The sequence below is a fragment of the Pseudorhodoferax sp. Leaf267 genome (genome assembly GCF_001422405.1).
Lineage (GTDB): Bacteria > Pseudomonadota > Gammaproteobacteria > Burkholderiales > Burkholderiaceae_C > Pseudorhodoferax.
On the sequence record NZ_LMMV01000012.1, the window covers coordinates 200,849 to 225,226 of the forward strand.

General features: G+C 66.1%; 22 protein-coding genes. 20 read left to right on the forward strand and 2 right to left on the reverse strand.

The window, feature by feature from the left end; translation table 11 throughout:
* Window positions 1–32 precede the first annotated feature (32 nt).
* The 18 genes from frr (at window position 33) to ASF43_RS12855 (ending at window position 19,164) form a co-directional block, all read left to right on the forward strand.
* Window positions 33–593 carry a ribosome recycling factor gene (gene frr, locus ASF43_RS12770; RefSeq protein ID WP_056181368.1) on the forward strand — a complete coding sequence of 187 codons (561 nt, stop codon included), beginning with the start codon at window positions 33–35 and terminating at the stop codon, window positions 591–593.
* Between the two features lie 49 nt (window positions 594–642).
* Window positions 643–1,353, forward strand: coding sequence for a polyprenyl diphosphate synthase (gene uppS, locus ASF43_RS12775; protein WP_255358115.1), 711 nt, complete (start codon window positions 643–645; stop codon window positions 1,351–1,353).
* Window positions 1,354–1,361: 8 nt separating this feature from the next.
* Window positions 1,362–2,192, forward strand: coding sequence for a phosphatidate cytidylyltransferase (locus tag ASF43_RS12780; RefSeq protein WP_056181371.1), 831 nt, complete (start codon window positions 1,362–1,364; stop codon window positions 2,190–2,192).
* Window positions 2,189–3,370 carry a 1-deoxy-D-xylulose-5-phosphate reductoisomerase gene (gene ispC / locus ASF43_RS12785; protein ID WP_056181373.1) on the forward strand — a complete coding sequence of 394 codons (1,182 nt, stop codon included), beginning with the start codon at window positions 2,189–2,191 and terminating at the stop codon, window positions 3,368–3,370. The genes ASF43_RS12780 and ispC overlap by 4 nt, the downstream gene beginning before the upstream one ends.
* Before the next feature lie 21 nt (window positions 3,371–3,391).
* On the forward strand, window positions 3,392–4,753 hold the full coding sequence (rseP, locus tag ASF43_RS12790) for an RIP metalloprotease RseP (RefSeq protein WP_056181376.1): 1,362 nt from the start codon (window positions 3,392–3,394) through the stop codon (window positions 4,751–4,753).
* A 56-nt stretch (window positions 4,754–4,809) separates the two neighbouring features.
* Complete coding sequence (gene bamA, locus ASF43_RS12795) at window positions 4,810–7,107, forward strand: outer membrane protein assembly factor BamA (protein ID WP_056181379.1); 2,298 nt, start codon at window positions 4,810–4,812, stop codon at window positions 7,105–7,107.
* Window positions 7,107–7,628: an OmpH family outer membrane protein gene (locus ASF43_RS12800; protein WP_056181380.1), complete on the forward strand. Its 522-nt coding sequence runs from the start codon at window positions 7,107–7,109 to the stop codon at window positions 7,626–7,628. The genes bamA and ASF43_RS12800 overlap by 1 nt, the downstream gene beginning before the upstream one ends.
* An 18-nt stretch (window positions 7,629–7,646) precedes the next feature.
* The gene (lpxD, locus tag ASF43_RS12805; protein ID WP_056181383.1) at window positions 7,647–8,627 is read left to right on the forward strand and encodes a UDP-3-O-(3-hydroxymyristoyl)glucosamine N-acyltransferase; all 981 of its coding nucleotides are present in this window, start codon (window positions 7,647–7,649) and stop codon (window positions 8,625–8,627) included.
* 6 nt (window positions 8,628–8,633) lie between these two features.
* A complete protein-coding gene (gene fabZ / locus ASF43_RS12810; protein WP_056181386.1) occupies window positions 8,634–9,074 on the forward strand; it encodes a 3-hydroxyacyl-ACP dehydratase FabZ in 441 nt (146 codons plus the stop codon).
* Window positions 9,075–9,099: 25 nt separating this feature from the next.
* Complete coding sequence (lpxA, locus tag ASF43_RS12815) at window positions 9,100–9,888, forward strand: acyl-ACP--UDP-N-acetylglucosamine O-acyltransferase (RefSeq protein ID WP_056183359.1); 789 nt, start codon at window positions 9,100–9,102, stop codon at window positions 9,886–9,888.
* 10 nt (window positions 9,889–9,898) lie between these two features.
* Window positions 9,899–11,059 (forward strand): lipid-A-disaccharide synthase, encoded by a 1,161-nt coding sequence (lpxB, locus tag ASF43_RS12820; RefSeq protein ID WP_235578239.1) that lies wholly within the window; start codon window positions 9,899–9,901, stop codon window positions 11,057–11,059.
* Complete coding sequence (gene rnhB, locus ASF43_RS12825; protein ID WP_056181392.1) at window positions 11,031–11,687, forward strand: ribonuclease HII; 657 nt, start codon at window positions 11,031–11,033, stop codon at window positions 11,685–11,687. Before lpxB ends, rnhB begins: the two co-directional genes overlap by 29 nt.
* On the forward strand, window positions 11,684–12,463 hold the full coding sequence (locus tag ASF43_RS12830; protein WP_056181395.1) for an RNA methyltransferase: 780 nt from the start codon (window positions 11,684–11,686) through the stop codon (window positions 12,461–12,463). Before rnhB ends, ASF43_RS12830 begins: the two co-directional genes overlap by 4 nt.
* Before the next feature lie 122 nt (window positions 12,464–12,585).
* A complete protein-coding gene (carA, locus tag ASF43_RS12835; RefSeq protein WP_056181399.1) occupies window positions 12,586–13,770 on the forward strand; it encodes a glutamine-hydrolyzing carbamoyl-phosphate synthase small subunit in 1,185 nt (394 codons plus the stop codon).
* Complete coding sequence (gene carB, locus ASF43_RS12840; protein WP_056181403.1) at window positions 13,763–17,008, forward strand: carbamoyl-phosphate synthase large subunit; 3,246 nt, start codon at window positions 13,763–13,765, stop codon at window positions 17,006–17,008. Before carA ends, carB begins: the two co-directional genes overlap by 8 nt.
* Before the next feature lie 104 nt (window positions 17,009–17,112).
* On the forward strand, window positions 17,113–17,592 hold the full coding sequence (gene greA, locus ASF43_RS12845) for a transcription elongation factor GreA (protein WP_056181404.1): 480 nt from the start codon (window positions 17,113–17,115) through the stop codon (window positions 17,590–17,592).
* Between the two features lie 10 nt (window positions 17,593–17,602).
* Complete coding sequence (locus tag ASF43_RS12850; protein ID WP_056181407.1) at window positions 17,603–18,028, forward strand: DUF4149 domain-containing protein; 426 nt, start codon at window positions 17,603–17,605, stop codon at window positions 18,026–18,028.
* A 2-nt stretch (window positions 18,029–18,030) separates the two neighbouring features.
* A complete protein-coding gene (locus ASF43_RS12855; protein ID WP_056181410.1) occupies window positions 18,031–19,164 on the forward strand; it encodes an aminotransferase class V-fold PLP-dependent enzyme in 1,134 nt (377 codons plus the stop codon).
* Here the strand turns inward: ASF43_RS12855 and ASF43_RS12860 are convergent, their stop codons facing one another.
* Together ASF43_RS12860 and ASF43_RS12865 are read right to left on the reverse strand one after the other, a co-directional pair.
* Entirely contained in the window at window positions 19,165–20,946 is a 1,782-nt protein-coding gene (locus ASF43_RS12860; RefSeq protein WP_056183361.1) for a pectate lyase, read from the reverse strand.
* 146 nt (window positions 20,947–21,092) lie between these two features.
* Window positions 21,093–21,572, reverse strand: coding sequence for a YhbY family RNA-binding protein (locus tag ASF43_RS12865; protein WP_056181412.1), 480 nt, complete (start codon window positions 21,570–21,572; stop codon window positions 21,093–21,095).
* Window positions 21,573–21,593: 21 nt separating this feature from the next.
* On the opposite strand from ASF43_RS12865, the gene ASF43_RS12870 reads away from it, so the two are divergent.
* Complete coding sequence (locus ASF43_RS12870) at window positions 21,594–22,286, forward strand: RlmE family RNA methyltransferase (protein WP_056181416.1); 693 nt, start codon at window positions 21,594–21,596, stop codon at window positions 22,284–22,286.
* 119 nt (window positions 22,287–22,405) lie between these two features.
* Complete coding sequence (ftsH, locus tag ASF43_RS12875) at window positions 22,406–24,328, forward strand: ATP-dependent zinc metalloprotease FtsH (protein WP_056181420.1); 1,923 nt, start codon at window positions 22,406–22,408, stop codon at window positions 24,326–24,328.
* Window positions 24,329–24,378: the final 50 nt, after the last annotated feature.

The following is a 24,378-nucleotide window of genomic DNA, read 5'->3' on the forward strand; positions in this document are numbered from 1 at the left end:
CGCGGCGGCCCCCATGAGAAGTCGGAGAGAGCATGACAATCGCAGACATCAAGAGTACGACGGAAACACGCATGGGCCAGTCCCTGGCGTCGCTCCGGCACAACCTCACGCGCGTGCGCACCGGCCGCGCCAACCCCGCATTGCTCGACACGGTGCAGGTGGACTACTACGGCTCGCTGGTGCCTATCAGCCAGGTGGCCAATGTGTCGCTGCTCGACGCGCGCACGATCAGCGTTCAGCCCTGGGAGAAGGGAATGGGCGCCAAGATCGAGAAGGCCATTCGTGAGAGCGACCTGGGCCTGAACCCGGCGTCCATGGGTGAACTCATCCGCGTGCCGATGCCGATGATGACCGAGGAGCGGCGCAAGGAGCTGACCAAGGTGGTGCGCGGCGAGGGCGAGAACGCCAAGGTCGCCGTGCGCAACCTGCGCCGCGATGCCAACGAGGCCGTGAAGAAGCTGGTCAAGGACAAGCTGGCTTCGGAGGACGAGCAAAAGCGCGCCGAGGCCGACATCCAGAGGACGACGGACAAGCACATTGCCGAGGTCGACCAGATGGTGGCGGCCAAGGAGCAGGATCTGCTGGCGGTGTGATGCACACGGCCTGGTTGCTTCATTCCTTGCTGGCGCGGGGGCTTGGCGGGTGAGCGCCATCCCGCGCCACATCGCGATCGTGATGGATGGCAACGGCCGTTGGGCCACGCGCCGCTTTCTTCCGCGCGTCGCCGGCCATCGCCAGGGCGTCGAGTCGCTGCGTCGTTGCGTGCAGGCCTGTCTGGACCGCGACGTCCGCGTGCTGACGGTGTTCGCCTTTTCCTCCGAGAACTGGGACCGTCCGCAGGACGAGGTCTCCGGGCTGATGTCGCTCATGGTCGGCGTGCTGGCCAAGGAAGTCATGCCGCTCAAGGCCAACGGCGTGCGGCTGCACTTCGTCGGCGCATTGCATGCGCTTTCGGACAAGGTGCGTCGCGGTTTGGAGCAGGCGGAGCGCGATACGGCCGACAACAGCAAGCTGGTGCTCAACATCTGTTTCAACTACGGTGGTCGCTGGGACATCGCCCAGGCGGCCCAGCGTCTGGCCGAGGCCGGACAGCCCATCACCGAGGCCAGCCTGAACGAGGCGATGGCCCTGTCGCACGTGCCCGATCCGGATCTCGTGATCCGCACGGGCGGCGAGTTCCGCATCAGCAACTTCCTGCTGTGGCAATCGGCCTATTCCGAGTTCGTCTTCAGCGACAAGCTGTGGCCGGACTTCGACACGGCCGCGCTCGACGAGGCGATTGCCAGCTATGGCCGGCGCGAGCGCCGCTTCGGCAAGACGTCCGATCAGGTCGTTGCGGGCCGGGGCGCCTGAAGTCGCCCATGCTGCGCACCCGCATCATCACCGCGCTCGTCCTGCTGGCCGTCCTGCTGCCGGCGCTGTTCTATCCCGATCCCCGGCCGTTCTGCGTCGTCGCGTTGTTGATGATCGCCGGCGGCGTTTGGGAATGGGGCAGGCTCAATCAGCTCGGCCAGGGCGCTTCGGTCGCCCTGGCGCTGCTTGGCCTGGCGCTGTGCGCCGGGTCCTGGGCGGCCGGATGGCTGCAGCAGCCCGCTCTGGCGCTCTGGGCTCCGGTCGGCGCGGCATGGGTGCTCGTCGGGCTGTGGCTGATCCGGCGCGGGATCGCGGGCTGGGCGCCCATTCCGGTGGCCCTGCGCGTGGTGGGTGGCTTGCTCGCGCTGTGCCTCGCCTGGCTCGCGGTGGCGCAGGCGCGCGTCATCGGCATCAATTTCCTGCTGTCTGTGCTGACGCTGGTCTGGATGGCCGATGTCGGAGCCTACGCTGCCGGGCGCACTTTCGGCAAGCGCAAGCTCGCATCGGCCATCAGCCCGGGCAAGAGCTGGGAGGGGGTATACGGTGGCGTGGTGGGCGTGCTCTTGCTGGCCGCCTGCTGGATCTGGGCTGAAGGCGGCGCAGGCCACAGCCTGTACAGCCGCATCTGGGCCTTCGCGCCCTGGCTGCTGCCCTTGGCACTGCTGTTCCTGTGTGCCACCAGCGTGGTCGGCGATTTGATCGAGTCGCTGATCAAGCGCAGCGCAGGTGTCAAGGACAGCAGCGGCCTGCTGCCCGGCCACGGCGGTGTGCTGGACCGTGTCGATGCGCTGCTGCCCACGCTGCCACTGGCCCTGATGTTGTACTGCGTGGCGGCATGAGGCAGGCTCTGACGATTCTGGGTTCCACCGGCTCCGTCGGTGTGAACACGCTGGACGTGGTGGCGCGTCACCGCGACCGTTTCGAGGTCTTCGCGCTCACGGCAGCAACCCAGGTCGAGCCCATGCTGCGGCAATGCGCGGCAGTTCGACCGCGCTATGCCGTCATGGCCGACCCGCAGGCCGCGCGGCTGCTGGACCAGCGTGTACAGGCCGAAGGGCTGGCTGTCGAAGTGTTGGCTGGCCCAGCGGCGATTGCCGAGATGGCGTCGCATCCCGACGTGCATGCCGTGATGGCCGCCATCGTCGGGGCTGCAGGCCTGGCGCCCTGCCTTGCGGCTGCGCACGCCGGCAAGCGCGTGTTGCTGGCCAACAAGGAGGCCTTGGTCGTGGGCGGCGACGTGTTCCTGGCCGCCGTGCGCAGCGGTGGCGCCATGCTGTTGCCCATCGACAGCGAGCATTCGGCCGTGTTCCAGTCGCTTCCGGAGGATGCATCCACCTGGAGCGCCAGCATCGAGAAGATCATGCTGACCTCGTCGGGCGGCCCGTTCCGCACGCGCGACCCGGCCACGCTGCGCGATGTGACGCCGGATGAGGCCTGTGCGCACCCGAACTTCGCCATGGGGCGCAAGATCTCGGTCGACTCGGCCACGATGATGAACAAGGCGCTGGAGGTGATCGAGGCCAAGTACCTGTTCGGCGTCACGCCCGAGCAGATCGAAGTCGTGATCCATCCGCAGCAGATCATCCACTCCATGGTGCAGTTCCACGATGCGTCGGTCATGGCCCAATTGGGCACGCCCGATATGCGGGTCCCGATCGCCTACGGGCTGTCCTGGCCGCAACGCATCGAGAGTGGCACGGCCCGGCTCGATTTCTCGCGCATGGCGGCGATGACGTTCGAGGCACCGGACCCGGTGCGCTTTCCCTGCCTGCAGCTGGCCTGGGAGTCGTTGCGCGCGCCTTCCGGCACATGCGCCGTCCTGAACGCGGCCAACGAGGTCGGCGTGGCAGCTTTTCTCGCGCGGCGCATCCGCTTCGACCAGATCCATGCCTTGAACCTTGCAACTTTGGAGCAGGTGCAACCCTCCAAGCCGCAGTCGCTGGCCGACCTGCTGGCACTCGACGCACAGGTGCGTGCCGTCGCGGAACAATGCATTGCACGCTTGGCAGGCCAGTGACCCGGCCTTGAGAGGATTCTCATGTTGACCATCGTTGCCTTCGTCGTGGCCCTGGGCCTGCTGATCGCGGTGCACGAGTACGGCCACTACCGCGTGGCAGTGGCCTGTGGCGTCAAGGTACAGCGCTTCTCCATCGGATTTGGCAAGGTGTTGCTACGCTGGCAACCCAAGGGGTCGCCGACCGAGTTCGTCATCGGCGCCTTTCCGCTGGGTGGTTACGTCAAGATGCTGGATGAGCGCGAAGGGCCGGTCGCTCCCGAAGAGCGGCATCGCGCATTCAACACACAGACAGTCGGCAAACGTGCGGCCATCGTCGGCGCCGGGCCGGCTGCCAATCTGCTGTTGGCCGTGCTGCTGTACGCGGTGGTGAACTGGAGCGGCATCGACGAGCCGCGCGCCGTGCTCGCCAGCCCGATCACGGCGTCCATTGCCGAGCGCGCAGGGGTGCGTGGCGGTGAAGTGGTAACGCAGGCTGCCTGGGATGGCGATGAACTGCGCCCTGTGCGCTCTTTTGAGGAACTGCGCTGGCTGCTGACGCGTGGTGCGCTCGATGGCCACGACGTGCGGCTCGAGGTGGCTTCGGGTGCGCAGGGCCAACGACGCGAACTGCTGCTGCCGCTGGGGCAGATCGGCGCCCGTGACGCCGACGCCGGCCTGTTCCGCCGCATCGGCATCGTCGCACCCTGGACGCAGCCCGTCATCGGCGATGTGATGCCCGATGGCGCTGGTGCGGCCGCCGGCCTGCGCAGCGGCGACGTGGTGCGTGCCATCGGCGCGACCAGCATCGTCGACGGGCAGCAGCTGCGTGAAGCCATCCGCGCCTCGGTGCGCGGCGAGCAGGGCATGGCCCAGCGGTGGCGTGTCGAGCGCGATGGGCGGGCACTGGAACTGGATGTGACGCCGCAGCCGCAGCGCGAGGGCGAAGCTTGGATCGGCCGCATCGGTGCCTACGTCGGCGCACCTCCGGCCATGGTCACCGTGCACCACGGTCCTCTGGAAGGGCTATGGAACGGCGTCGTGCGGACCTGGGAGGTGTCGAGCCTGACGCTGCGCATGATGGGCCGCATGGTCATCGGTGAAGCCTCGCTCAAGAACCTCAGCGGCCCGCTCACGATCGCCGACTATGCCGGCAAGTCCGCCAGCCTTGGATTGACCCAGTACCTCGTGTTTTTGGCCTTGATCAGCGTGAGTCTCGGGGTGCTGAACCTGCTGCCGTTGCCGGTCCTCGATGGAGGGCACCTGATGTATTATCTTTGGGAGGCGGTGACGGGCAAAAGCGTGTCGGATGCGTGGATGGAACGCATGCAGCGCACAGGGGTCGCCCTGCTGCTCGTGATGATGTCCATCGCCTTGTTCAACGACGTGACGCGAATCTTCGGTTGACCTCTTTGCAGTGTGCTGCACGCCCAGCAGACGCCGTCAACCCTCAACTTTCATCCATGAAACACCACATGCATCGCTTTCGCACGCGCGCGGTCACCACGGCTCTGGCCCTCATGTTCGCGGCCAACACGGCCTGGGCGGTCGATCCGTTCCAGGTGCGCGACATCCGCATCGAGGGCCTGCAACGCGTCGAGCCCGGCACCGTGTTCGCATCCTTGCCGTTCCGTGTGGGTGACACCTATTCGGACGAACAGGGCAGTGCGGCGATCCGTTCGCTGTTCGGTCTGGGCCTGTTCACCGACGTGCGCATCCAGGTCAGCGGCGATGTGCTGGTCGTTGTGGTCGAAGAACGTCCCACCGTGGCCGACGTGGAATTCGTCGGCACCAAGGAATTCGACAAGGATGCCCTGAAGAAGTCCATGCGGGACGTGGGCCTGACCGAGGGTCGCCCGTTCGACAAGGCGCTGGCCGACCGCGCCGAGCAGGAACTCAAGCGCCAGTACATCAACCGCAGCCTCTATGGCGCCGAGGTCGTGACGACCGTCACGCCGATCGAGCGCAACCGCGTCAACCTGACCTTTACGATCACCGAGGGCGACCCGGCCAAGATCAAGGAGATCCGCATCGTCGGCAACAAGGCGTTCAGCGAGTCCACGCTGCGCAACCTGTTCGAGCTCGATACGGGCGGCTGGCTGAGCTGGTACACCAAGTCCGACCGCTACTCGCGTGCCAAGCTGAACGCCGACATCGAGACCCTGCGTTCCTACTACCTGACACGTGGCTACCTGGAGTTCCGGGTCGAAACCACGCAGGTGGCAATCTCGCCGGACAAGCAGGACATCGCCATCACGCTGAACATTACCGAGGGCGAACGCTACGTGGTGTCCAGCGTCCGCCTGGACGGGAACTACCTGGGCAAGGACGACGAGTTCAAGTCGCTGGTCACGATCAAGCCCGGCGAGGCCTACAACGCCGACCGCGTGGCAGAAACCACCAAGGCCTTTCGCGACAACTTCGGCAACTTCGGCTTCGCGTTCGCGAATGTCGAGGCGCGGCCCGAGATCGACCGCAGCAACAACAGCGTGGCCTTGCTGCTGGTGGCCGAGCCTTCGCGTCGCGCTTACGTGCGGCGCATCAACGTGGTGGGCAACACGCGCACGCGTGACGAGGTGATCCGCCGCGAGTTCCGGCAGTTCGAATCGTCCTGGTACGACGGCAACAAGATCCGGCTCTCGCGCGACCGGGTCGACCGGCTGGGATACTTCAAAGAAGTGAACATGGAGACGCAGGAGGTGCCTGGCATTGCCGACCAGGTCGACCTGCAGGTGGGCGTGGAAGAAAAGCCGACCGGCAGCCTGCAGCTGGGCGCCGGTTTCTCCAGCGCTGAAAAGCTGGCGCTTTCCTTTGGCATCAAGCAGGAAAACGCGTTCGGTTCGGGCAACTACCTGGGCCTGGACATCAACACCAGCAAGTTCAACCGCACGATCGTGCTGAACACAGTGGACCCGTACTTCACCACCGACGGTGTGTCCTTGTCGGTGGACTTATTCCACCGCAACTCCCGGCCGTACAACGACCAGGGTGGCAACTACCAGCTGGAAACCACGGGCGCGGGCCTGCGTTTCGGCGTGCCCTTCAGCGAGATCGACACCGTGTACTTCGGTGGCACGGTGGAGCGCACGACGATCAAGCCGGGCACCAACATCCCGGCTGCGTACCTGGCCTATGGCGACAAGTTCGGCTACACCAGTTACTCGTTCCCTCTGTCCATTGGCTGGGCGCGCGACAACCGCGACAGCACACTGGTGCCGACCACGGGCCGCATGCAAAAGCTCAATGCGGAACTGGGCGTCGCAGGCGACACCCGCTACCTGCGCAGCAGCTACCAGTATCAGCAGTACATCCCGCTGAACAAGCAGTACACGCTGGCATTCAACGGTGAGCTGGGCTATGGCAAGGGCCTGTCGGGCCGGCCGTTCCCGGTCTTCAAGAACTTCTATTCGGGCGGCCTGGGCTCGGTGCGTGGTTTCGAACAGGGCACGCTCGGTCCGCGTGACGTGACCGGCTCGGTCATTGGCGGTACCAAGAAGGTCACGTTGAACGCCGAGCTGCTGACTCCATTCCCCGGCGCCGGCAATGACCGCACGCTGCGCATGTTCGGTTTCGTCGACGTGGGCAACGTCTACGGCGAGGAGCAGAAGTTCGAGTTGAGCGATATGCGCGCCTCGGTCGGTATCGGTCTGAGCTGGATATCCCCTGTTGGCCCGCTGCGCTTGGCAATTGCCAATCCCGTGCGCAAATTTGCGGGCGATAGAATCCAAAAACTGCAATTCCAGATAGGTACGTCGTTTTGATGAAGAAACTTTTGCGTTCTTTCGGTCCGGCCCTGGCACTGAGCCTTGCAGCCCTGTGCGCCCCTGCGCAGGCGCAGGAGTTCCGGGTGGGCTTCGTCAACATCGATCGCCTGCTGCGTGAAGCGAATCCCGCCAAGATCGGCCAAGGCAAGCTCGAACAAGAATTCTCCAAGCGTGAGAAGGACTTGCTGGATGCTGGCAATGTGCTGAAGGCCGCCTCCGAAAAGTTCGAGCGTGAAGCGCCGACCCTGGCCGAGAGCCAGCGCGCGGCACGCCAGAAGCAGCTGGTCGACCAGGACCGCGATTTCCAGCGCAAGCGCCGCGAGTTCCAGGAAGACCTCAATTCGCGCAAGAACGAAGAGCTTCAGCAGGTCATCGAGAAGGCCAACCGCGTGATCAAGCAGGTGGCCGAAGCCGACAAGTACGACGCCATCCTGCAGGAAGCCGCGTACATCAATCCCAAGCACGACATCACCGACAAAGTCATCAAGGCTTTGAACGCGACCACGCCCGTCAAGTGACGGGTGTGCTGACCTGACGTGGCTCTGGATCTCGGCAGCATCGTCGACGCATTGGGTGGAGACCTGCACGGAGACCGGTCTGTGCGCATCGAGGGCCTCGCGGCATTGGCCACGGCCGGCCCGGGCCAGATCGCCTTCCTGGCCAATCTGAAACTGCAGTCGCAGCTCGCGCTTTCCACGGCCGCCTGCGTGATCGTGGGGCCGGCACTGCGCGAGGTGGCCCAGGCCCGCGGCGCGTGCATCGTGGCCGACGATCCCTACCTGTACTACGCACGCCTGACGCAGTTGTGGAAGCGCGCGCATGCCCCGGCGGTGCCTGCCGGCGTCCACCCCAGCGCCGTGGTCGACCCGGAGGCGGTCGTCGACCCCTCCGCCTGGATCGGCCCGCTGTGCGTGGTCGAGCGCGGTGTGCGCATCGGCGCCGGCACGGTGCTCAAGTCGCGCGTGACGATCGGTGAGCGCTGCACGGTCGGCGAGCGCTGCACGTTCGAGGCGGGTGCCGTGATCGGGTCTGATGGTTTCGGGTTTGCCCCTCACGCGGGACGCTGGGAAAAGATCGAGCAACTCGGCGCAGTGCGCATCGGCAACGATGTGGATGTCGGGGCCAACACCTGCATCGACCGCGGCACGCTCGGGGACACGGTGATCGAGGACGGCGTCAAGCTCGACAACTTGATCCAGATCGCGCACAACGTGCGCATCGGCAAGTATTCCGCGATGGCCGCCTGTTCAGCCATCGCCGGCAGCACCACCGTCGGCGAACACTGCACCATTGGCGGGGCCGTATCGATCGCGGGCCATATCGCGATTGCCGACCACGTGCACATCGGTGGCGGCGCGGCCGTCACGAACAACATCAAGAAGGCAGGTGCCTACGGCGGCATCTTCCCGCTCGATGAATTTGGAAAATGGGAAAAGGCTGCGGCCACCCTGCGACAGCTTCCCAGCCTGCGCGAACGTCTGCGGGCGTTGGAGCGGCTGGTGGCACAAGGCGATTGACACGACATGATGGACATCCACGAAATTCTGAAGAAGCTGCCGCACCGCTATCCCATCTTGCTGGTGGATCGCGTGCTGTCCCTGGAGAAGGACAAGTCCATCCAGGCGCTGAAGAACGTCTCCATCAACGAGCCGTATTTCGTCGGGCATTTCCCGAACCGGCCCGTGATGCCGGGCGTGTTGATGCTCGAAGCCATGGCGCAGGCGGCTGCCTTGCTGTCGTTCGCCAGCGCCGGCAAGCCGCTGGACGACAACACGATCTACTACTTCGCGGGCATCGACGCGGCGCGCTTCAAGCGGCCGGTGGAGCCGGGCGACCAGCTCATTCTGGATGTGGAACTGCTGCGCCAGAAGTCGGGCATCTACAAGTTCAAGGGCGTGGCGCGCGTGGCCGATGCCGTGGCCTGCGAGGCCGAGCTGATGTGCACGATGCGCACCATCGTTTGAGCTGGCCGCGTTGACGGAGAACGGCATGGCCCTCGTACACCCAAGCGCCGTCGTCGATCCCGGGGCGCAGATCGACGCCAGCGTCAGCATCGGCCCGTTCAGCGTCATCGGCCCGCATGTGCGCATCGGCGCGGGCAGCAGCGTCGGCCCGCACTGCGTGATCGAGGGCCACACGACGATCGGCCGCGACAACCGCATCTTCCAGTTCGCCTCCCTGGGCGCCGCGCCGCAGGACAAGAAGTACGCGGGCGAGCCGACTGAACTCGTGATCGGCGACCGCAACGTGATCCGCGAGTTCTGCACTTTCAACCTGGGGACGGTGCAGGACGCCGGCGTGACCCGCATCGGCGACGACAACTGGATCATGGCTTACGTGCACATCGCGCACGACTGCGTGGTCGGCAACCAGGTCACGATGGCGAACAATGCAACGCTGGCCGGCCATGTACAGGTCGGCGACTGGGCCACGGTGGGTGGCCTCGTGGGCGTGCTGCAACGCATGCGCATCGGCGCCCATGCGATGGTCGGATTCGCGAGCCATGTCAACAAGGATGTGCCGCCATTCATGGTGGTGGATGGCAACCCGCTCGAAGTGCGGGCCGTGAACCTCGTGGGCCTGCGCCGCCGCGACTTCTCGAACGCGCGCCTGTCGGCGATCCGCGAAATGCACAAGCTGCTGTACCGCCAGGGCCACACGCTAGACGAGGCCATGGTGGCCATTCTGGCGCTGGGCCAGGCCCAGCCCGACGCAGCAGCAGATGCCGCGCTGCTGCATGATTTCCTGAAAACCTCCGCCAGCGGCATTGCCCGCTGAGCCTGCGGCCATGGCCCATGCTCCCGCGCAGCGCTGCGCCATGGTGGCTGGCGAGGCCTCGGGCGACTTGCTGGCCTCGTTGCTGCTGGCGGCCATGCAGCAGCGCTGGCCTGCGCTTCAGGCGGCCGGCATCGGTGGCGCGGCCATGCGGGCGCAGGGCTTCGACGCCTGGTGGTCCAGCGAGCAACTCGCAGTGCGCGGTTACCTGGAGGTGTTGCCGCACCTGCGCAAGCTGCTGGCCATCCGCCGCGAACTCGGCGACCGGCTGCTGCGCGAGCGGCCCGACATCTTCATCGGCATCGACGCGCCTGATTTCAACTTCGGCCTGGAAGAGCGGCTGAAGAATGCCGGCATTCCGACCGTGCACTTCGTGAGCCCGTCGTTCTGGGCCTGGCGTGCAAAGAAGGTGGAAAAGCTCAAGCGCAGCGCCGACCATGTTCTGTGCATCTTTCCGTTCGAGCCGGCGCTGCTGGCCCGGCATGGGATCGACGCCACCTACGTCGGCCACCCGCTGGCCGGCGTGATTCCTCTGGTACCGGACCGCGCGGCTGCGCGCCAGGCGCTGGGACTGGACCAGGATGCGACGGTGGTTGCCATCCTTCCGGGCAGCCGCAGGTCCGAGGTCCAGCAGATGGCGGCGCGCTTCTTCGCGGCCGCCGAGATCTTGCTGCGTTCGCAGGGCGCGCTGCAGTTCGTGGTACCGGCCGTGCCAGCGCTGGAGGCCGAGATCCGGCGCCTGGCGCAGGCGACCAGCCTGGGCCCGCGCCTGCACATCGTCGCTGGTCAGTCCCATGCCGTGCTGGCGGCCTGCGACCTGGCCTTGGTCGCCAGTGGCACGGCCACGCTGGAGACTGCGCTGTTCAAGCGCCCGATGGTGATCGCGTACCACATGAACCGGCTGTCCTGGTATCTGATGCGCGGGCGCAACCTGCAGCCCTGGATCGGCCTGCCCAACATCCTGTGCCGCGACTTCGTCGTGCCCGAGCTCCTGCAGGACGCCGCCAGCCCCGAGGCCTTGGCGGCAGCGCTGGGCCGCTGGCTGGACCAGCGTCGGGCCGATCCGGAGACAATCGCCGACCTTGAACAACGATTCACCGCGCTGCATCTCGAACTGCGGCGCGACACAGCTTCCCTGGCCAGCGATGCCATCCAAAAGATTCTTGGTTCCTGAGCAGCAGGTGCTCGGCTGGGCCGCCCCGGGCCTGCTGGCCGGCGTGGACGAAGCCGGGCGCGGCCCTCTGGCCGGGCCGGTGGTGGCCGCCGCCGTGATCCTGGACGAACTGCAGCCCATCACCGGCCTGGCCGATTCCAAGGTGCTGACGCCGCAGCGGCGCGCGCAACTGGACGAAGAAATCCGCGCCAAGGCTCTGTGCTACGCCGTGGCACAGGCCTCGGTCGAGGAGATCGACCGGTTGAACATCCTGCAGGCCACGCTGCTGGCCATGCGGCGTGCCGTGCAGGGCCTGCGGCTCAAGCCTGCGCGCGTGCTGATCGACGGCAACCAGTTGCCGGTGCTGGACGTGCTGGCCGAGACCGTGGTGAAAGGCGATGCGCTGGTGCCGTCCATCTCGGCCGCTTCCATCCTGGCCAAGGTGCACCGCGACCGATGGTGCGCGCAGGTGCATGCCGATTTCCCGCACTACGGATTCCACGAACACAAGGGCTATGGCACGCCGGCCCATATGGAAGCCCTGCGCGTGCATGGCGCCTGCGCCTTGCACCGCCAGTCGTTCGCGCCGGTGCGGGCTGCCGGCATGGTGCAGGTGACGGTGGTCACGCCGGCAGGGCTGGGTCGATGAGCGCCCCGGGCGAGCCGACCGTCCTGCGCTCGCGCGAGAACAGCCTGTTCAAGGATCTGCGCCGGCTGGCGCAGGACAACAGCGCCTACCGCCAACAGGGCCGTGTGTGGATCGAAGGCGACCATCTGTGCCGGGCCGCCTTGGCGCGTGGCCTGCAGCCCGTGATGGCCGTGCTGGCCGAACGCTTCTTGCCAAGCGCGCCGGCACTGGGCTTGCCGCCCGGCCTGCGCCGTGTCGTCGTGGCCGATGCGCTGTGGACCCAGCTGAGTGCGCTGGAATCGCCGGCCGCCATGGGATTTGTATTGGACCTGCCCGCATCGACCGCGTTGGACCCGACCGCGCCCAGTGTCGTGCTGGACCGCGTGCAGGATGCCGGCAACGTCGGCTCCATCCTGCGCAGTGCTGGCGCGTTCGGCTACTGGCAGGTGCTCGCGCTCAAGGGCACGGCCGGGCTCTGGTCGCCCAAGGTGCTGCGCGCCGGCATGGGCGCGCATTTCGGCCTGCACCTGGTGGAGTCGCTGGAGCCCCAAGCCCTGTCTGCGCTGGCCGTGCCGCTGCTCGTGACCAGTTCGCATGCCGGCGACTTTCTGCATGCAGCAGGCGTGCCCTGGCCCTGTGCCTGGGCGTTCGGGCACGAAGGGCAGGGTGTCGGCCCGCAGGTCGAGGCGCTGGCCAAGGGCCGGGTGCGCATCGCCCAGCCCGGCGGCGAGGAGTCGCTGAACGTCGCTGCGGCGGCCGCCATCTGCCTCCATGCGGGGATGGGCCAGCGGCTATAATCAGCGGCTTTTTCGCCAATCCTCCGTACGCCTAGCGCGGCCAGCACCTCCCCGATAACAGCAACATCGAGAGCCAGCTCTCGAGCGCGTTTGGGCGTACCCGTCACCACCCGGAGAACCCAGTGCTTTTGTCCCTTCAGGGAACCGCCCCACACGCCATCCTGGCGCTCGCAGACGGCACGGTCTTTCTCGGCAACTCGATCGGTGCCGCCGGCACCACCGTCGGTGAAGTCGTGTTCAACACGGCCATGACCGGCTACCAGGAAATCCTGACCGATCCGAGCTACTGCCAGCAGATCGTCACGCTCACCTATCCGCACATCGGCAACTACGGCGTCAACGCCGAAGACGTCGAGGCCGAGAAGATCCACGCCGCCGGCCTGATCATCAAGGACCTGCCCCTGCTGGCTTCCAACTTCCGCCTGAACCAGACGCTGACCGAGTACCTGGTCGCCGGCAAGACCGTGGCCATCGCCGGCCTGGACACACGCAAGCTCACGCGCCACCTGCGCACCCAGGGCGCGCAGAACGGCGCCATCGTGGCGCTGGCTGCTGGCGCCACGGTAACGCAAGCCATGATCGACCAGGCCATCGCCGCCGCCAAGGCCGCGCCCAGCATGTCGGGCCTGGACCTGGCCCAGGTCGTCTCGGTGCGTGAAACCTACGAGTGGACCCAGACCGAGTGGAAGCTGGGCTCGGGCTACGGCGTGCAGATCACGCCCAGGTTCCATGTCGTGGCCTACGACTTCGGCGTCAAGAAGAACATCCTGCGCATGCTGGCCCAGCGCGGCGCGCGCATCACGGTGGTGCCGGCGCAGACGCCCGCGGCCGATGTGCTCAAGCTCAAGCCCGACGGCATCTTCCTGGCCAACGGCCCCGGCGACCCGGAGCCCTGCGACTACGCCATCGCCGCCACGCGCGAACTGATCGAGACCGGCATTCCCACCTTCGGCATCTGCCTGGGCCACCAGATCATGGCGTTGGCCTCCGGCGCCAGGACGTTCAAGATGAAGTTCGGCCACCACGGCGCGAACCACCCGGTGAAAGACCTGGACAACGGCCGCGTCTCCATCACGAGCCAGAACCACGGCTTCGCGGTGGACGAGAAGACGCTGCCGGCCAACCTGCGCCCCACCCACATCAGCCTGTTCGACAACACGCTGCAGGGCCTGGCCCGCACCGACAAGCCGGCCTTCTGCTTCCAGGGCCACCCGGAAGCCTCGCCCGGCCCGCACGACATCGGCTATTTGTTCGACCGCTTCACGCAACTCATGGACCAGCACAAGGCGGAGGGCAAGCATGCCTAAGCGCACAGACCTCAAGAGCATCCTCATCATCGGCGCCGGCCCCATCGTCATCGGCCAGGCCTGCGAATTCGATTACTCCGGCGTGCAGGCTTGCAAGGCGCTGCGCGAGGAGGGCTACAAGGTCATTCTGATCAACAGCAACCCCGCGACGATCATGACCGACCCGGCCACGGCCGACGTCACCTACATCGAGCCCATCACCTGGCAGACGGTCGAGAAGATCATCGCCAAGGAGCGCCCCGACGCCATCCTGCCGACCATGGGCGGCCAGACCGCGCTGAACTGCGCGCTGGACCTGTGGCGCAACGGCGTGCTCGACAAGTACAAGGTCGAGCTGATCGGCGCCACGCCCGAGGCCATCGACAAGGCCGAAGACCGGCTGAAGTTCAAGGACGCGATGACCAAGATCGGCCTGGGCTCGGCCCGCTCGGGCATCGCGCATTCCATGGACGAGGCCTGGGCCGTGCAGAAGAGCGTGGGCTTCCCGACCGTGATCCGGCCCAGCTTCACTCTGGGCGGCACGGGCGGTGGCATCGCCTACAACGCCGAAGAGTTCGAGATCATCTGCAAGCGCGGCCTGGAGGCCTCGCCCACCAGCGAACTGCTGATCGAAGAGTCCCTGCTCGGCTGGAAAGAGTACGAGATGGAGGTTGTGCGCGACAAGGCGGACAACTGCATCATCGTGTGCTCGATCGAAAACCTGGACCCGATGGGCGTGCACACGGGCGACTCCATCACCGTGGCCCCGGCGCAGACGCTGACCGACAAGGAATACCAGATCATGCGCAACGCCTCCCTGGCGGTGCTGCGCGAGATCGGCGTCGACACGGGCGGCTCCAACGTGCAGTTCTCGGTCAACCCGGCCGACGGCCGCATGATCGTGATCGAGATGAACCCGCGCGTGTCGCGCTCCTCGGCACTGGCCTCCAAGGCCACGGGCTTCCCGATCGCCAAGGTGGCGGCCAAGCTGGCCATCGGCTACACACTGGACGAGCTGCGCAACGACATCACGGGTGGCGCCACGCCGGCCAGCTTCGAGCCGAGCATCGACTACGTGGTGACCAAGATCCCGCGTTTCGCGTTCGAGAAATTCCCGACCGCCGACAGCCGCCTCACCACGCAGATGAAGAGCGTGGGCGAGGTCATGGCCATGGGCCGCACGTTCCAGGAAAGCTTCCAGAAGGCACTGCGCGGGCTGGAGGTCGGCGTGGACGGCATGAACGAGAAGACCACGGACCGCGAAGTGCTGGAGCGCGAGCTCGGCGCCCCCGGCCCTGACCGCATCTGGTACGTGGGCGACGCCTTCGCCTCGGGCTGGACGCTGGACGAAGTCCACGCCATCACCAAGATCGACAAGTGGTTCCTCGTGCAGATCCAGCAGATCATCAAGATCGAGCTGGAGCTGGATACCTTCACCGACGAGCATGGCGCCGCTGCACTGTCAAAGGTGACCGAACTGGAGATGCGTACCCTCAAGAAGAAGGGCTTCTCCGACCGTCGCCTGGCCAAGCTGCTCAAGACCACCGAGAAGGCCGTGCGCGACACGCGCCGCGGCCTGAATGTGCGCCCCGTCTACAAGCGCGTGGACACCTGCGCGGCCGAGTTCTCGACCGACACGGCCTACATGTATTCGACCTATGAAGACGAGTGCGAGGCCGAGCCGACGAACAAGAAGAAGATCATGGTGCTGGGCGGTGGCCCCAACCGCATCGGCCAGGGCATCGAGTTCGACTACTGCTGCGTGCACGCGGCGCTGGCGATGCGCGAGGACGGCTACGAGACCATCATGGTGAACTGCAATCCCGAGACCGTCTCGACCGACTACGACACCTCCGACCGCCTGTACTTCGAGCCGCTGACGCTGGAAGACGTGCTGGAGATCGTCGACAAGGAAAAGCCGCTCGGCGTGATCGTGCAGTACGGCGGCCAGACGCCGCTCAAGCTGGCGCTGGGCCTGGAAGCCGAAGGCGTGCCCATCATCGGCACCAGCCCCGACATGATCGATGCGGCCGAGGACCGCGAGCGCTTCCAGAAGCTGCTGCAGGACCTGAACCTGCGCCAGCCGCCGAACGCCACGGCCCGCGCCGAGCCCGAGGCCCTGGAAAAGGCCGCCGCGCTGGGCTACCCGCTGGTTGTGCGCCCCAGCTACGTGCTGGGCGGCCGCGCGATGGAGATCGTGCACGAGCAGCGCGACCTGGAGCGCTACATGCGCGAGGCCGTCAAGGTCAGCAACGATTCGCCGGTGCTGCTGGACCGCTTCCTCAGCGACGCGATCGAGTGCGACGTGGACGCCGTGCGCGATGCCACGGGCCGCGTGTTCATCGGCGGCGTGATGGAGCACATCGAGCAGGCTGGCGTGCACAGTGGTGACTCCGCCTGCTCGCTGCCGCCTTACTACCTGAGCAAGGCCACGGTGGACGAGCTCAAGCGCCAGACCGCGGCCATGGCCGAGGGCCTGAACGTGGTGGGCCTCATGAACGTGCAGTTCGCCATCCAGGAGAAGGATGGCCAGGACGTGATCTACGTGCTGGAAGTGAACCCGCGCGCCAGCCGCACCGTGCCCTTCGTGTCCAAGGCCACGGGCATCCAGCTCGCCAAGGTGGCGGCACGCTGCATGGCCGGCCAGTCGCTGGACAGCCAGGGCATCGGCGCCGAAGTCACCCCGCCGTACTTCAGCGTCAAGGAGGCCGTGTTCCCCTTCGTCAAGTTCCCGGGCGTGGACACCATCCTCGGCCCCGAGATGAAGTCCACCGGCGAAGTCATGGGTGTGGGCAAGACCTTTGGCGAGGCCTTTGTGAAGAGCCAGCTCGGCGCGGGCACCAAGCTGCCCCGCTCGGGTACGGCCTTCCTGACCGTCAAGAACGGTGACAAGCCGCGCGCTGTCGAGGTCGCGCGTGCGCTGGTGGCGCAGGGCTTCACGCTGGTCGCAACCAAGGGCACGGCCCAGGCCATCACGGCGGCGGGCGTGGCCTGCAAGACGGTGAACAAGGTCACCGAAGGCCGGCCGCACGTGGTCGACATGATCAAGAACAACGAGATCGCGCTGGTGATCCACACGGTGGAGGAGCGCCGCAACGCCATCTCCGACAGCCGTGCGATCCGCACGTCCTCGCTGCTGGCCCGCGTAACCACGTTCACGACGATCGCCGGTGCCGAGGCGGCCGTGGAAGGTATGCGCTACATGGACCAGATGGACGTCATCTCGGTCCAGGAAATGCACGCGCAACTGGCCGCCTGATCCGCGGCCACCGACTCGATTCACATTCGCCAGCGGCATAATCTGCCGCTTCAACACACCGCCGAACGGCAACGCTCGGCGGTTTGCTTTTGGGAGACCCAGAAATGCTCAACACCATCCCCGTGACCCGGCGTGGCGCCGAGGCGCTGAAGAACGAACTGCACCGCCTGAAGACGGTCGACCGGCCCTTCATCATCAATGCCATCGCCGAGGCGCGTGCGCAGGGTGACTTGTCCGAGAACGCCGACTACGACGCCGCGAAGGACCGCCAGGGCTTCATCGAAGGCCGCATCCAGGAGATCGAGGGCAAGCTGTCGGCGGCCCAGATCATCGACCCCGCCGAGGTCAATGCCGACGGCAAGGTGGTGTTCGGCGCCACCGTCGACCTCGAAGAGGAAGAGAGCGGCCAGCCCGTGACCTACCAGATCGTGGGCGAGGACGAAGCCGACCTGAAGCTGGGCCGCATCAACATCTCCAGCCCGATCGCACGCGCGCTGATCGGCAAGGAAGAGGGCGACGCCGCTGAAGTGCAGACGCCCGGCGGCACCAAGCGGTATGACATCGTGGCGGTGCGCTACATCTGAGCCTGCCCCTATGAAGGGCCGCCTGCCAGTGACGGTTGCCGCCCTTTGGTGGGGCAGCCTGACCACCATCTTCTGGGTGGTGCCCATGCTGTTCGCCCATCTGCCCAGCCCGGCGTTGGCCGGCGGCATGGCGGCGCGGCTGTTCAGCACGCAGACCTGGATCACGATTGCCTGCTGCATGTTGCTGTTGATGGCTTCGCGGCCGCGGCAGGACCCGCGTATGGCGCCCTGGGCGCGACCCGTGCTGGGCTTCGTGCTCGGCGGGCTGCTGCTGGCGCTGCTGGGGGAATTCGCGGTGTCGCCGCGCATCGTGGCGCGCGAGAATCTCAAGCTCTGGCACAGCCTGGGCAGCGGCATGCTGCTGCTGCAATGGGTCTGCGCCGGCGTGACGTTCTGGAAACTGGCGCTCCCTGCGCCCGCACAACAAGGAGACTGACCATGCCTGGACTGTTGCCCGACATCGATCCCGACGGCCTGCTGGAATTCTCGGTGGTCTACACCGACCGCGCGCTCAACCACATGTCCAAGCGCTTCACCGGCGTGATGCAGGACATCCTGGCAACGCTCAAGCAGGTCTACAACGCGCACACGGCCGTGCTGGTGCCCGGAAGCGGCACCTTCGGCATGGAGGCCGTGGCGCGCCAGTTCGCCAATCGCGAGAAGGTGCTGATCGTGCGCAACGGCTGGTTCAGCTACCGCTGGAGCCAGATCTTCGACGCGGGCGCCCTGGGTGGCGGTGCCGTGGTCTGCAAGGCGCGCCGCGTCGGTGAGGGTCCGCAGGCGCCGTGGCAGCCTGCCGCGGCCGAAGAGGTGGCGGCCGCGATCCGGGCCGAGCAGCCCAAGGTCGTCTTCATGCCGCATGTGGAGACGGCCAGCGGCATCATCCTGCCCGACGCCTACCTGCGCACCGTGACCGAAGCCGCCCACACCGTCGGCGCGCTGGTGGTGCTGGACTGCGTGGCCTCGGGCGCGATGTGGGTGGACATGCAGGCCACCGGCGTCGACGTGCTGATCTCCGCGCCGCAAAAGGGCTGGAGCAGCTCGCCCTGCTGCGCCATGGTGATGCTCAGCGCCCGTGCGCGCGATGCGATCGACGGCACGACCAGCAGCAGCTTCTCGTGCGACCTCAAGAAGTGGATGCAGATCGCCGAGGGCTACGAGAAGGGCCAGCACGCCTACCACACGACCATGCCCACCGATGCGCTGGTTCGCCTGCGCGAGGTGATGCTGGAGACGCGCGACTACGGCTTCGCCAAGGTACGCGAGGAGCAGATCGCCCTGGGCGCGAAGGTGCGTGCGCTGCTGGAGTCACGCGGCTTCCCCAGCGTGGCGGCCGAGGGCTACAAGGCGCCCGGCGTGGTCGTGAGCTACACCACCGACCCCGACATCCAGAACGGCAGGAAATTCCTGGCGGCCGGCTTGCAGACCGCGGCCGGCGTGCCACTGCAGTGCGACGAGCCCGCTGACTTCCGCACCTTCCGCATCGGCCTGTTCGGCCTGGAGAAGTGGCACCACGTGGACCGCACCGTGGGCCACCTGGCCACGGCGCTGGACCGGGTGGCGCCGCGCTGATCAGGCCACCGGCGCCACGTGGGCGATCAGCCGCCCCATGCGCCGGATCCAGTCCGAGGTCACGATGAACTGTGGCTTGTCCTTCTTCACGTAGGGCGCAATCTCCGGCGGGTTGTCGGCCGGGTAGGGCGAGGTGTCGTAGACATCGCCCACGTGCTTGCTGCGGTAGGCCGTGCCGGTGTAAGGGGTCGTCGGCCCGTCGCCGCGGTAGGGATTCACGATCTCGGGCACCGGTGCCGTCCAGTAGTTCTTCGTGCCCAGCTCGTCGATCAGGGTCGTGACCTCGGTCTCCGGGACGGCCGGCGTGGTCATCTTCGCGCCGGTGAAGAGATCGGCGAAGTCGACCTCGCGGATCGAGAAGTACTTGGGCAGGGCCGCGCCGCCCGTGGACTTCAGCGGTGAGCGCGCTGCCATTTCGGCCACGGCTGCATCGGTCATGCCGCTGAGCTCGGCGTAGCGCTTCTCCAGCCCGGCGATGTCGATCACACGGCCCGACGAATAGTGGCTGATGGTGTTCGTGATCTCCTTGTCGGCGTAGTAGGCCCCGTTGTGGATGTTCGATCCGTAGCGGTGGATGTACAGCGGCTCGTTGGTGCCGAGCTCGACAAAGGTCGGGTGCGTGCGGCCGCCCGCCAGCAGCGGGTTGACCTGCGCCGCATTGGCCGGCAGCGACACCGACTTGAGCCAGGCGATGGCCTCAGGGACGCGGGCCAGGTACTTGCGGTCGCCGGTCAGCGTGAAGTAATTGAAGAGCTGCTGCAGGTTGGTCTGGGTCGTGTGCGTGGCCAGCGAGCGGGGCTCGTAGCTGCGTGCACCGGCGGGTGACCCGCCCGCGCGTCCATTGGTCGTGCGCGACAGGTGCTGCAGGCTCCAGCCGGCCTGCGGCGCCGGTTGCTGCAGGCCGCGCATGCATTCCATGGCGCGCGTGATGGCATTCAGCACGTCGCTCCGCCCCAGGCTCAACATGCACATGGTCAGGAACTTGATGTTCTCGCCCATCACGTCGTCGTTGAAGGTCACGTGCAGCGTGTAGTCGCCGTCCTCCATGCCGGCCCGGGCACCCGCGGGTACCTGCTCGGGGTTGGGCAGTGGCATGGACGAGATGGCCGCAGGGTTGTGCGGGAAGCGCTGGGGCCAGCCGCCGCAGGCAATGCCGTATTCAGGGCCGAACTGCGCGCGCAGGATGAAATCGATGGCCTTGTTCAGCGGCTCGAGAAAACGCGCGTCCTTCTTCTCGACGTACATACGCAGCATCAGCTGCGAGGCCACGGCCGTGCCAGCGTCGTCGAAGGTGGCATTGCCGTAGTAGTGCTGGAACTCCTCCAGCCGCCAGCCGTTGGCGCCGATGGTGTCGTACCAGTGCTTGAGCGACTCTTCGCCGGCGAAGTCGTAGATGTAGTTCCAGCCGCCAGCGGGGTGCTGGGCCGCGACCACGGCCAGGGCCGTGCGCTCGGCGGCCTGGTAGAAGCGCTCGTCATCTGTCGCGTGGTAGGCGTCCAGGTAGACGTGGCCGACGGACGGTGTGCCGGGCGGCTGGATCCAGCACATCGTGCGCTTGGCCTCCATCTCGCCGAAGGTCTGCGTGAGGTCCGGCGAATACGACCACACATAGCCACCCCGGTAGGACACGGTTTCGTCCATGTAGGTGGCAGCACGCTTCAGCGCGTCGATGGCGCTTTGCTGCAGTGTGGGTGGCGCTTCTCCGTCACTTCCGCCTCCGCCGCCGCAGGCTGCCAGGGCCAGTGGCGACAGGGTGGCCAGCGCAAATTGTCTCCGTTGCATCATCTCTCCTCGTCTTTGGTTGTCTGACGACGAGAATTATGCGAGGGCCGTTTGCGTGATAGTTAAACGATTACCTAGGGTTTATTCGGAAATGAGTTGCCAAATGTTGCGGGCTGTTGTCCGATGACTCGCCTTGCAGTTGGCCATCATCCTTGGCGTTTCTTGATGCTGGTCGGCGGCTTCGGCTTGGCCCGCTTGACCTTGCCGCCGGGCGTCAGACGCTGGTTGCCCAGCACGCGCAGCATCTTCACCTCCGGACGCTGGCCGCCGCGCTTGCTGTACTTGAGCACTTTCACGTCACGCGGACCCGGCATGCGGTCTTCGTCCACTTCGCGTTCCTTGCCGGGCTCCGGCTTGGGCCGCCACAGCACCAGCAGCTTGCCGATGTGCTGGATGGGTGCGGCGCTGAGCTCGTCGCTCAAACTCTGGTACATGGCTTCGCGCGCGACGCGGTCGTCCGACAGCACCCGCACCTTGATCAGGCCGTGCGACTTGAGCGCGAGGTCGACCTCGCGGACGACGGCGGGCGTGAGGCCGTCGCCGCCCACCATGACCACGGGGTCGAGGTGGTGGGCTTCGGCGCGGTGTACCTTGCGCTGGGCAGGCGTGAGTTGAATCTGGGTCATGGCCGTATTATCCAAGGCAACATGAAAGTCAAAACGAAAAGCAAAAAGGTGAACAAGGCGTGGTTGAACGACCATGTCAACGACACCTACGTGAAGCTCGCGGCCAAGGACGGCTACCGCGCGCGCGCGGCCTATAAATTGAAGGAGATCGACGAGTCCCTGCACCTGCTGCGGCCCGGTCAGCTGGTGGTCGACCTGGGCTCTACGCCGGGGGCCTGGAGCCAGTACGTGCGGCGCAAGCTGTCACCGCGCACGGCCACCGGCGGCGGCGCGGCCGTCGGCGAACTGAACGGCACCATCATCGCGCTCGACCTGCTGCCCATGGACCCGGTCGAAGGCGTGCAATTCCTGCAGGGCGACTTTCGCGAGCCGGAAATGCTGGCGCAACTGCAGTTGGCGATGGACGGGCGGCTCGCGGACGTCGTGGTCTCCGACATGGCTCCCAACCTCTCGGGCATCGAGTCGGCCGATGCCGCACGCATCTCGCACTTGGTGGAACTGGCCGTGGACTTCGCCCAGGGTTACATGAAGCCCGAGGGTGCCCTGGTTGCCAAGGTGTTCCATGGCAGCGGCTACGCCGAACTGGTCAAGCTATTCAAGGAACGCTTTCGCACGGTCAAGCCCGTCAAGCCCAAGGCGTCGCGCGACAAGTCATCCGAAACCTTCCTGGTCGGCATCGGCATGAAGCCGGCCCACCCGCCACAAATCGCCTAAACCCTTGCTGCAGCTATGGCTGACGCGGCAGAAACCGGGCCTTGGCGATCTTGAAATGCCTAAAATGAGGCGCAAGTACGCCCCATGCCGTGCGCCGTACTGCTTACCGGAGTCCCCGCTTGAAGAATCCCTGGTTTTCCAAAGTTGCCGTCTGGCTCGTGATCGCCATGGTGCTGTTCACGGTGTTCAAACAGTTCGACACGCGCGCCACGGCGGGCTCCGGCTTCCTCGGCTATTCCGATTTCCTGGAGGAAGTGCGCAACAAACGCATCAAGTCGGCAACGATCCAGGAGGGCCAGGGAGGGACCGAGATCATCGGCGTAACCACCGATGACCGCCGTGTGCGGACCACCGCCACCTACCTGGACCGCGGCCTGGTCGGTGATCTCATCGCCAACAACGTCAAGTTCGACGTCAAGCCCCGCGAAGAAGGTTCGCTGCTCATGACCCTGCTGGTCAGCTGGGGCCCCATGCTCCTGTTGATCGGCGTCTGGGTGTACTTCATGCGCCAGATGCAGGGTGGCGGCAAGGGCGGTGCTTTCAGCTTCGGCAAAAGCAAGGCGCGCATGCTGGACGAGAACAACAATTCCGTGACGTTCGCCGATGTTGCCGGCTGCGACGAGGCCAAGGAAGAAGTCAAAGAGGTCGTCGACTTCCTGAAGGACCCGCAGAAGTTCCAGAAGCTGGGCGGACGCATTCCGCGCGGCCTGCTGTTGGTCGGCCCGCCGGGCACCGGCAAGACGTTGCTGGCCAAGTCGATCGCAGGCGAAGCGAAGGTGCCGTTCTTCAGCATCTCTGGCTCTGACTTCGTGGAAATGTTCGTCGGCGTGGGCGCGGCCCGCGTGCGCGACATGTTCGAGAACGCCAAGAAGAACGCCCCGTGCATCATCTTCATCGATGAAATCGACGCGGTCGGCCGCCAGCGTGGCGCAGGTCTGGGCGGCGGCAACGACGAGCGCGAGCAGACGCTGAACCAGATGCTGGTCGAGATGGACGGCTTCGAAACCAACCTGGGCGTCATCGTGGTCGCGGCGACCAACCGGCCCGACATCCTGGACGCAGCCTTGCTGCGCCCCGGTCGTTTCGACCGCCAGGTCTACGTGACGCTGCCCGACATCCGGGGCCGCGAGCAGATCCTGCACGTGCACATGCGCAAGGTGCCAGTGGCGCAGGACGTGAACGCCAGTGTGATTGCCCGCGGCACGCCCGGCATGTCGGGTGCCGACCTGGCCAACCTGTGCAATGAGGCTGCGCTGATGGCCGCACGTCGCAATGCACGGGTGGTCGAGATGCAGGACTTCGAGAAGGCCAAGGACAAGATCCTGATGGGCCCGGAGCGCAAGAGCATGGTCATGCCCGAGGAAGAGCGCCGCAACACGGCCTACCACGAGTCCGGCCACGCCCTGATCGGCAAGCTGCTGCCCAAGTGCGACCCGGTGCACAAGGTCACCGTGATCCCGCGTGGCCGCGCCCTGGGCGTGACCATGAGCCTGCCCGCGCAGGACCGCTACAGCTACGACAAGGAGTACATGCTGAGCCAGATCAGCATGCTGTTTGGTGGCCGCATCGCTGAAGAAGTGTTCATGCACCAGATGACCACGGGCGCATCGAATGACTTCGAGCGGGCCACCGCAATTGCCCGCGACATGGTCACGCGCTATGGCATGACCGACGCGCTGGGCCCCATGGTCTACGCCGAGAACGAAGGTGAAGTCTTCCTGGGCCGGTCGGTCACCAAGACGACGAACATGAGCGAGACCACGATGCAGAAGGTCGACGGCGAGGTGCGCCGGATCATCGACGAGCAGTACGCGCTGGCGCGGCGCCTGATCGAAGAGAACAGCGACAAGATGCACACCATGGCCAAGGCCTTGCTGGAATGGGAAACCATCGATACCGAGCAGATCGACGACATCATGGCCGGCCGGGAACCGCGCCCGCCCAAGGACTGGACGCCGCGCACGCCGACGGGCGGCAACAACGGTGGTGGCAGTGGTGGCGCGCCGGCCGTGAACCCGGAGCCTGCACCGACGGCCGCCTGAGCCAGTCGCGCAGATTCCTGGCAGACAATACGGGGCCTCAACGGCCCCGT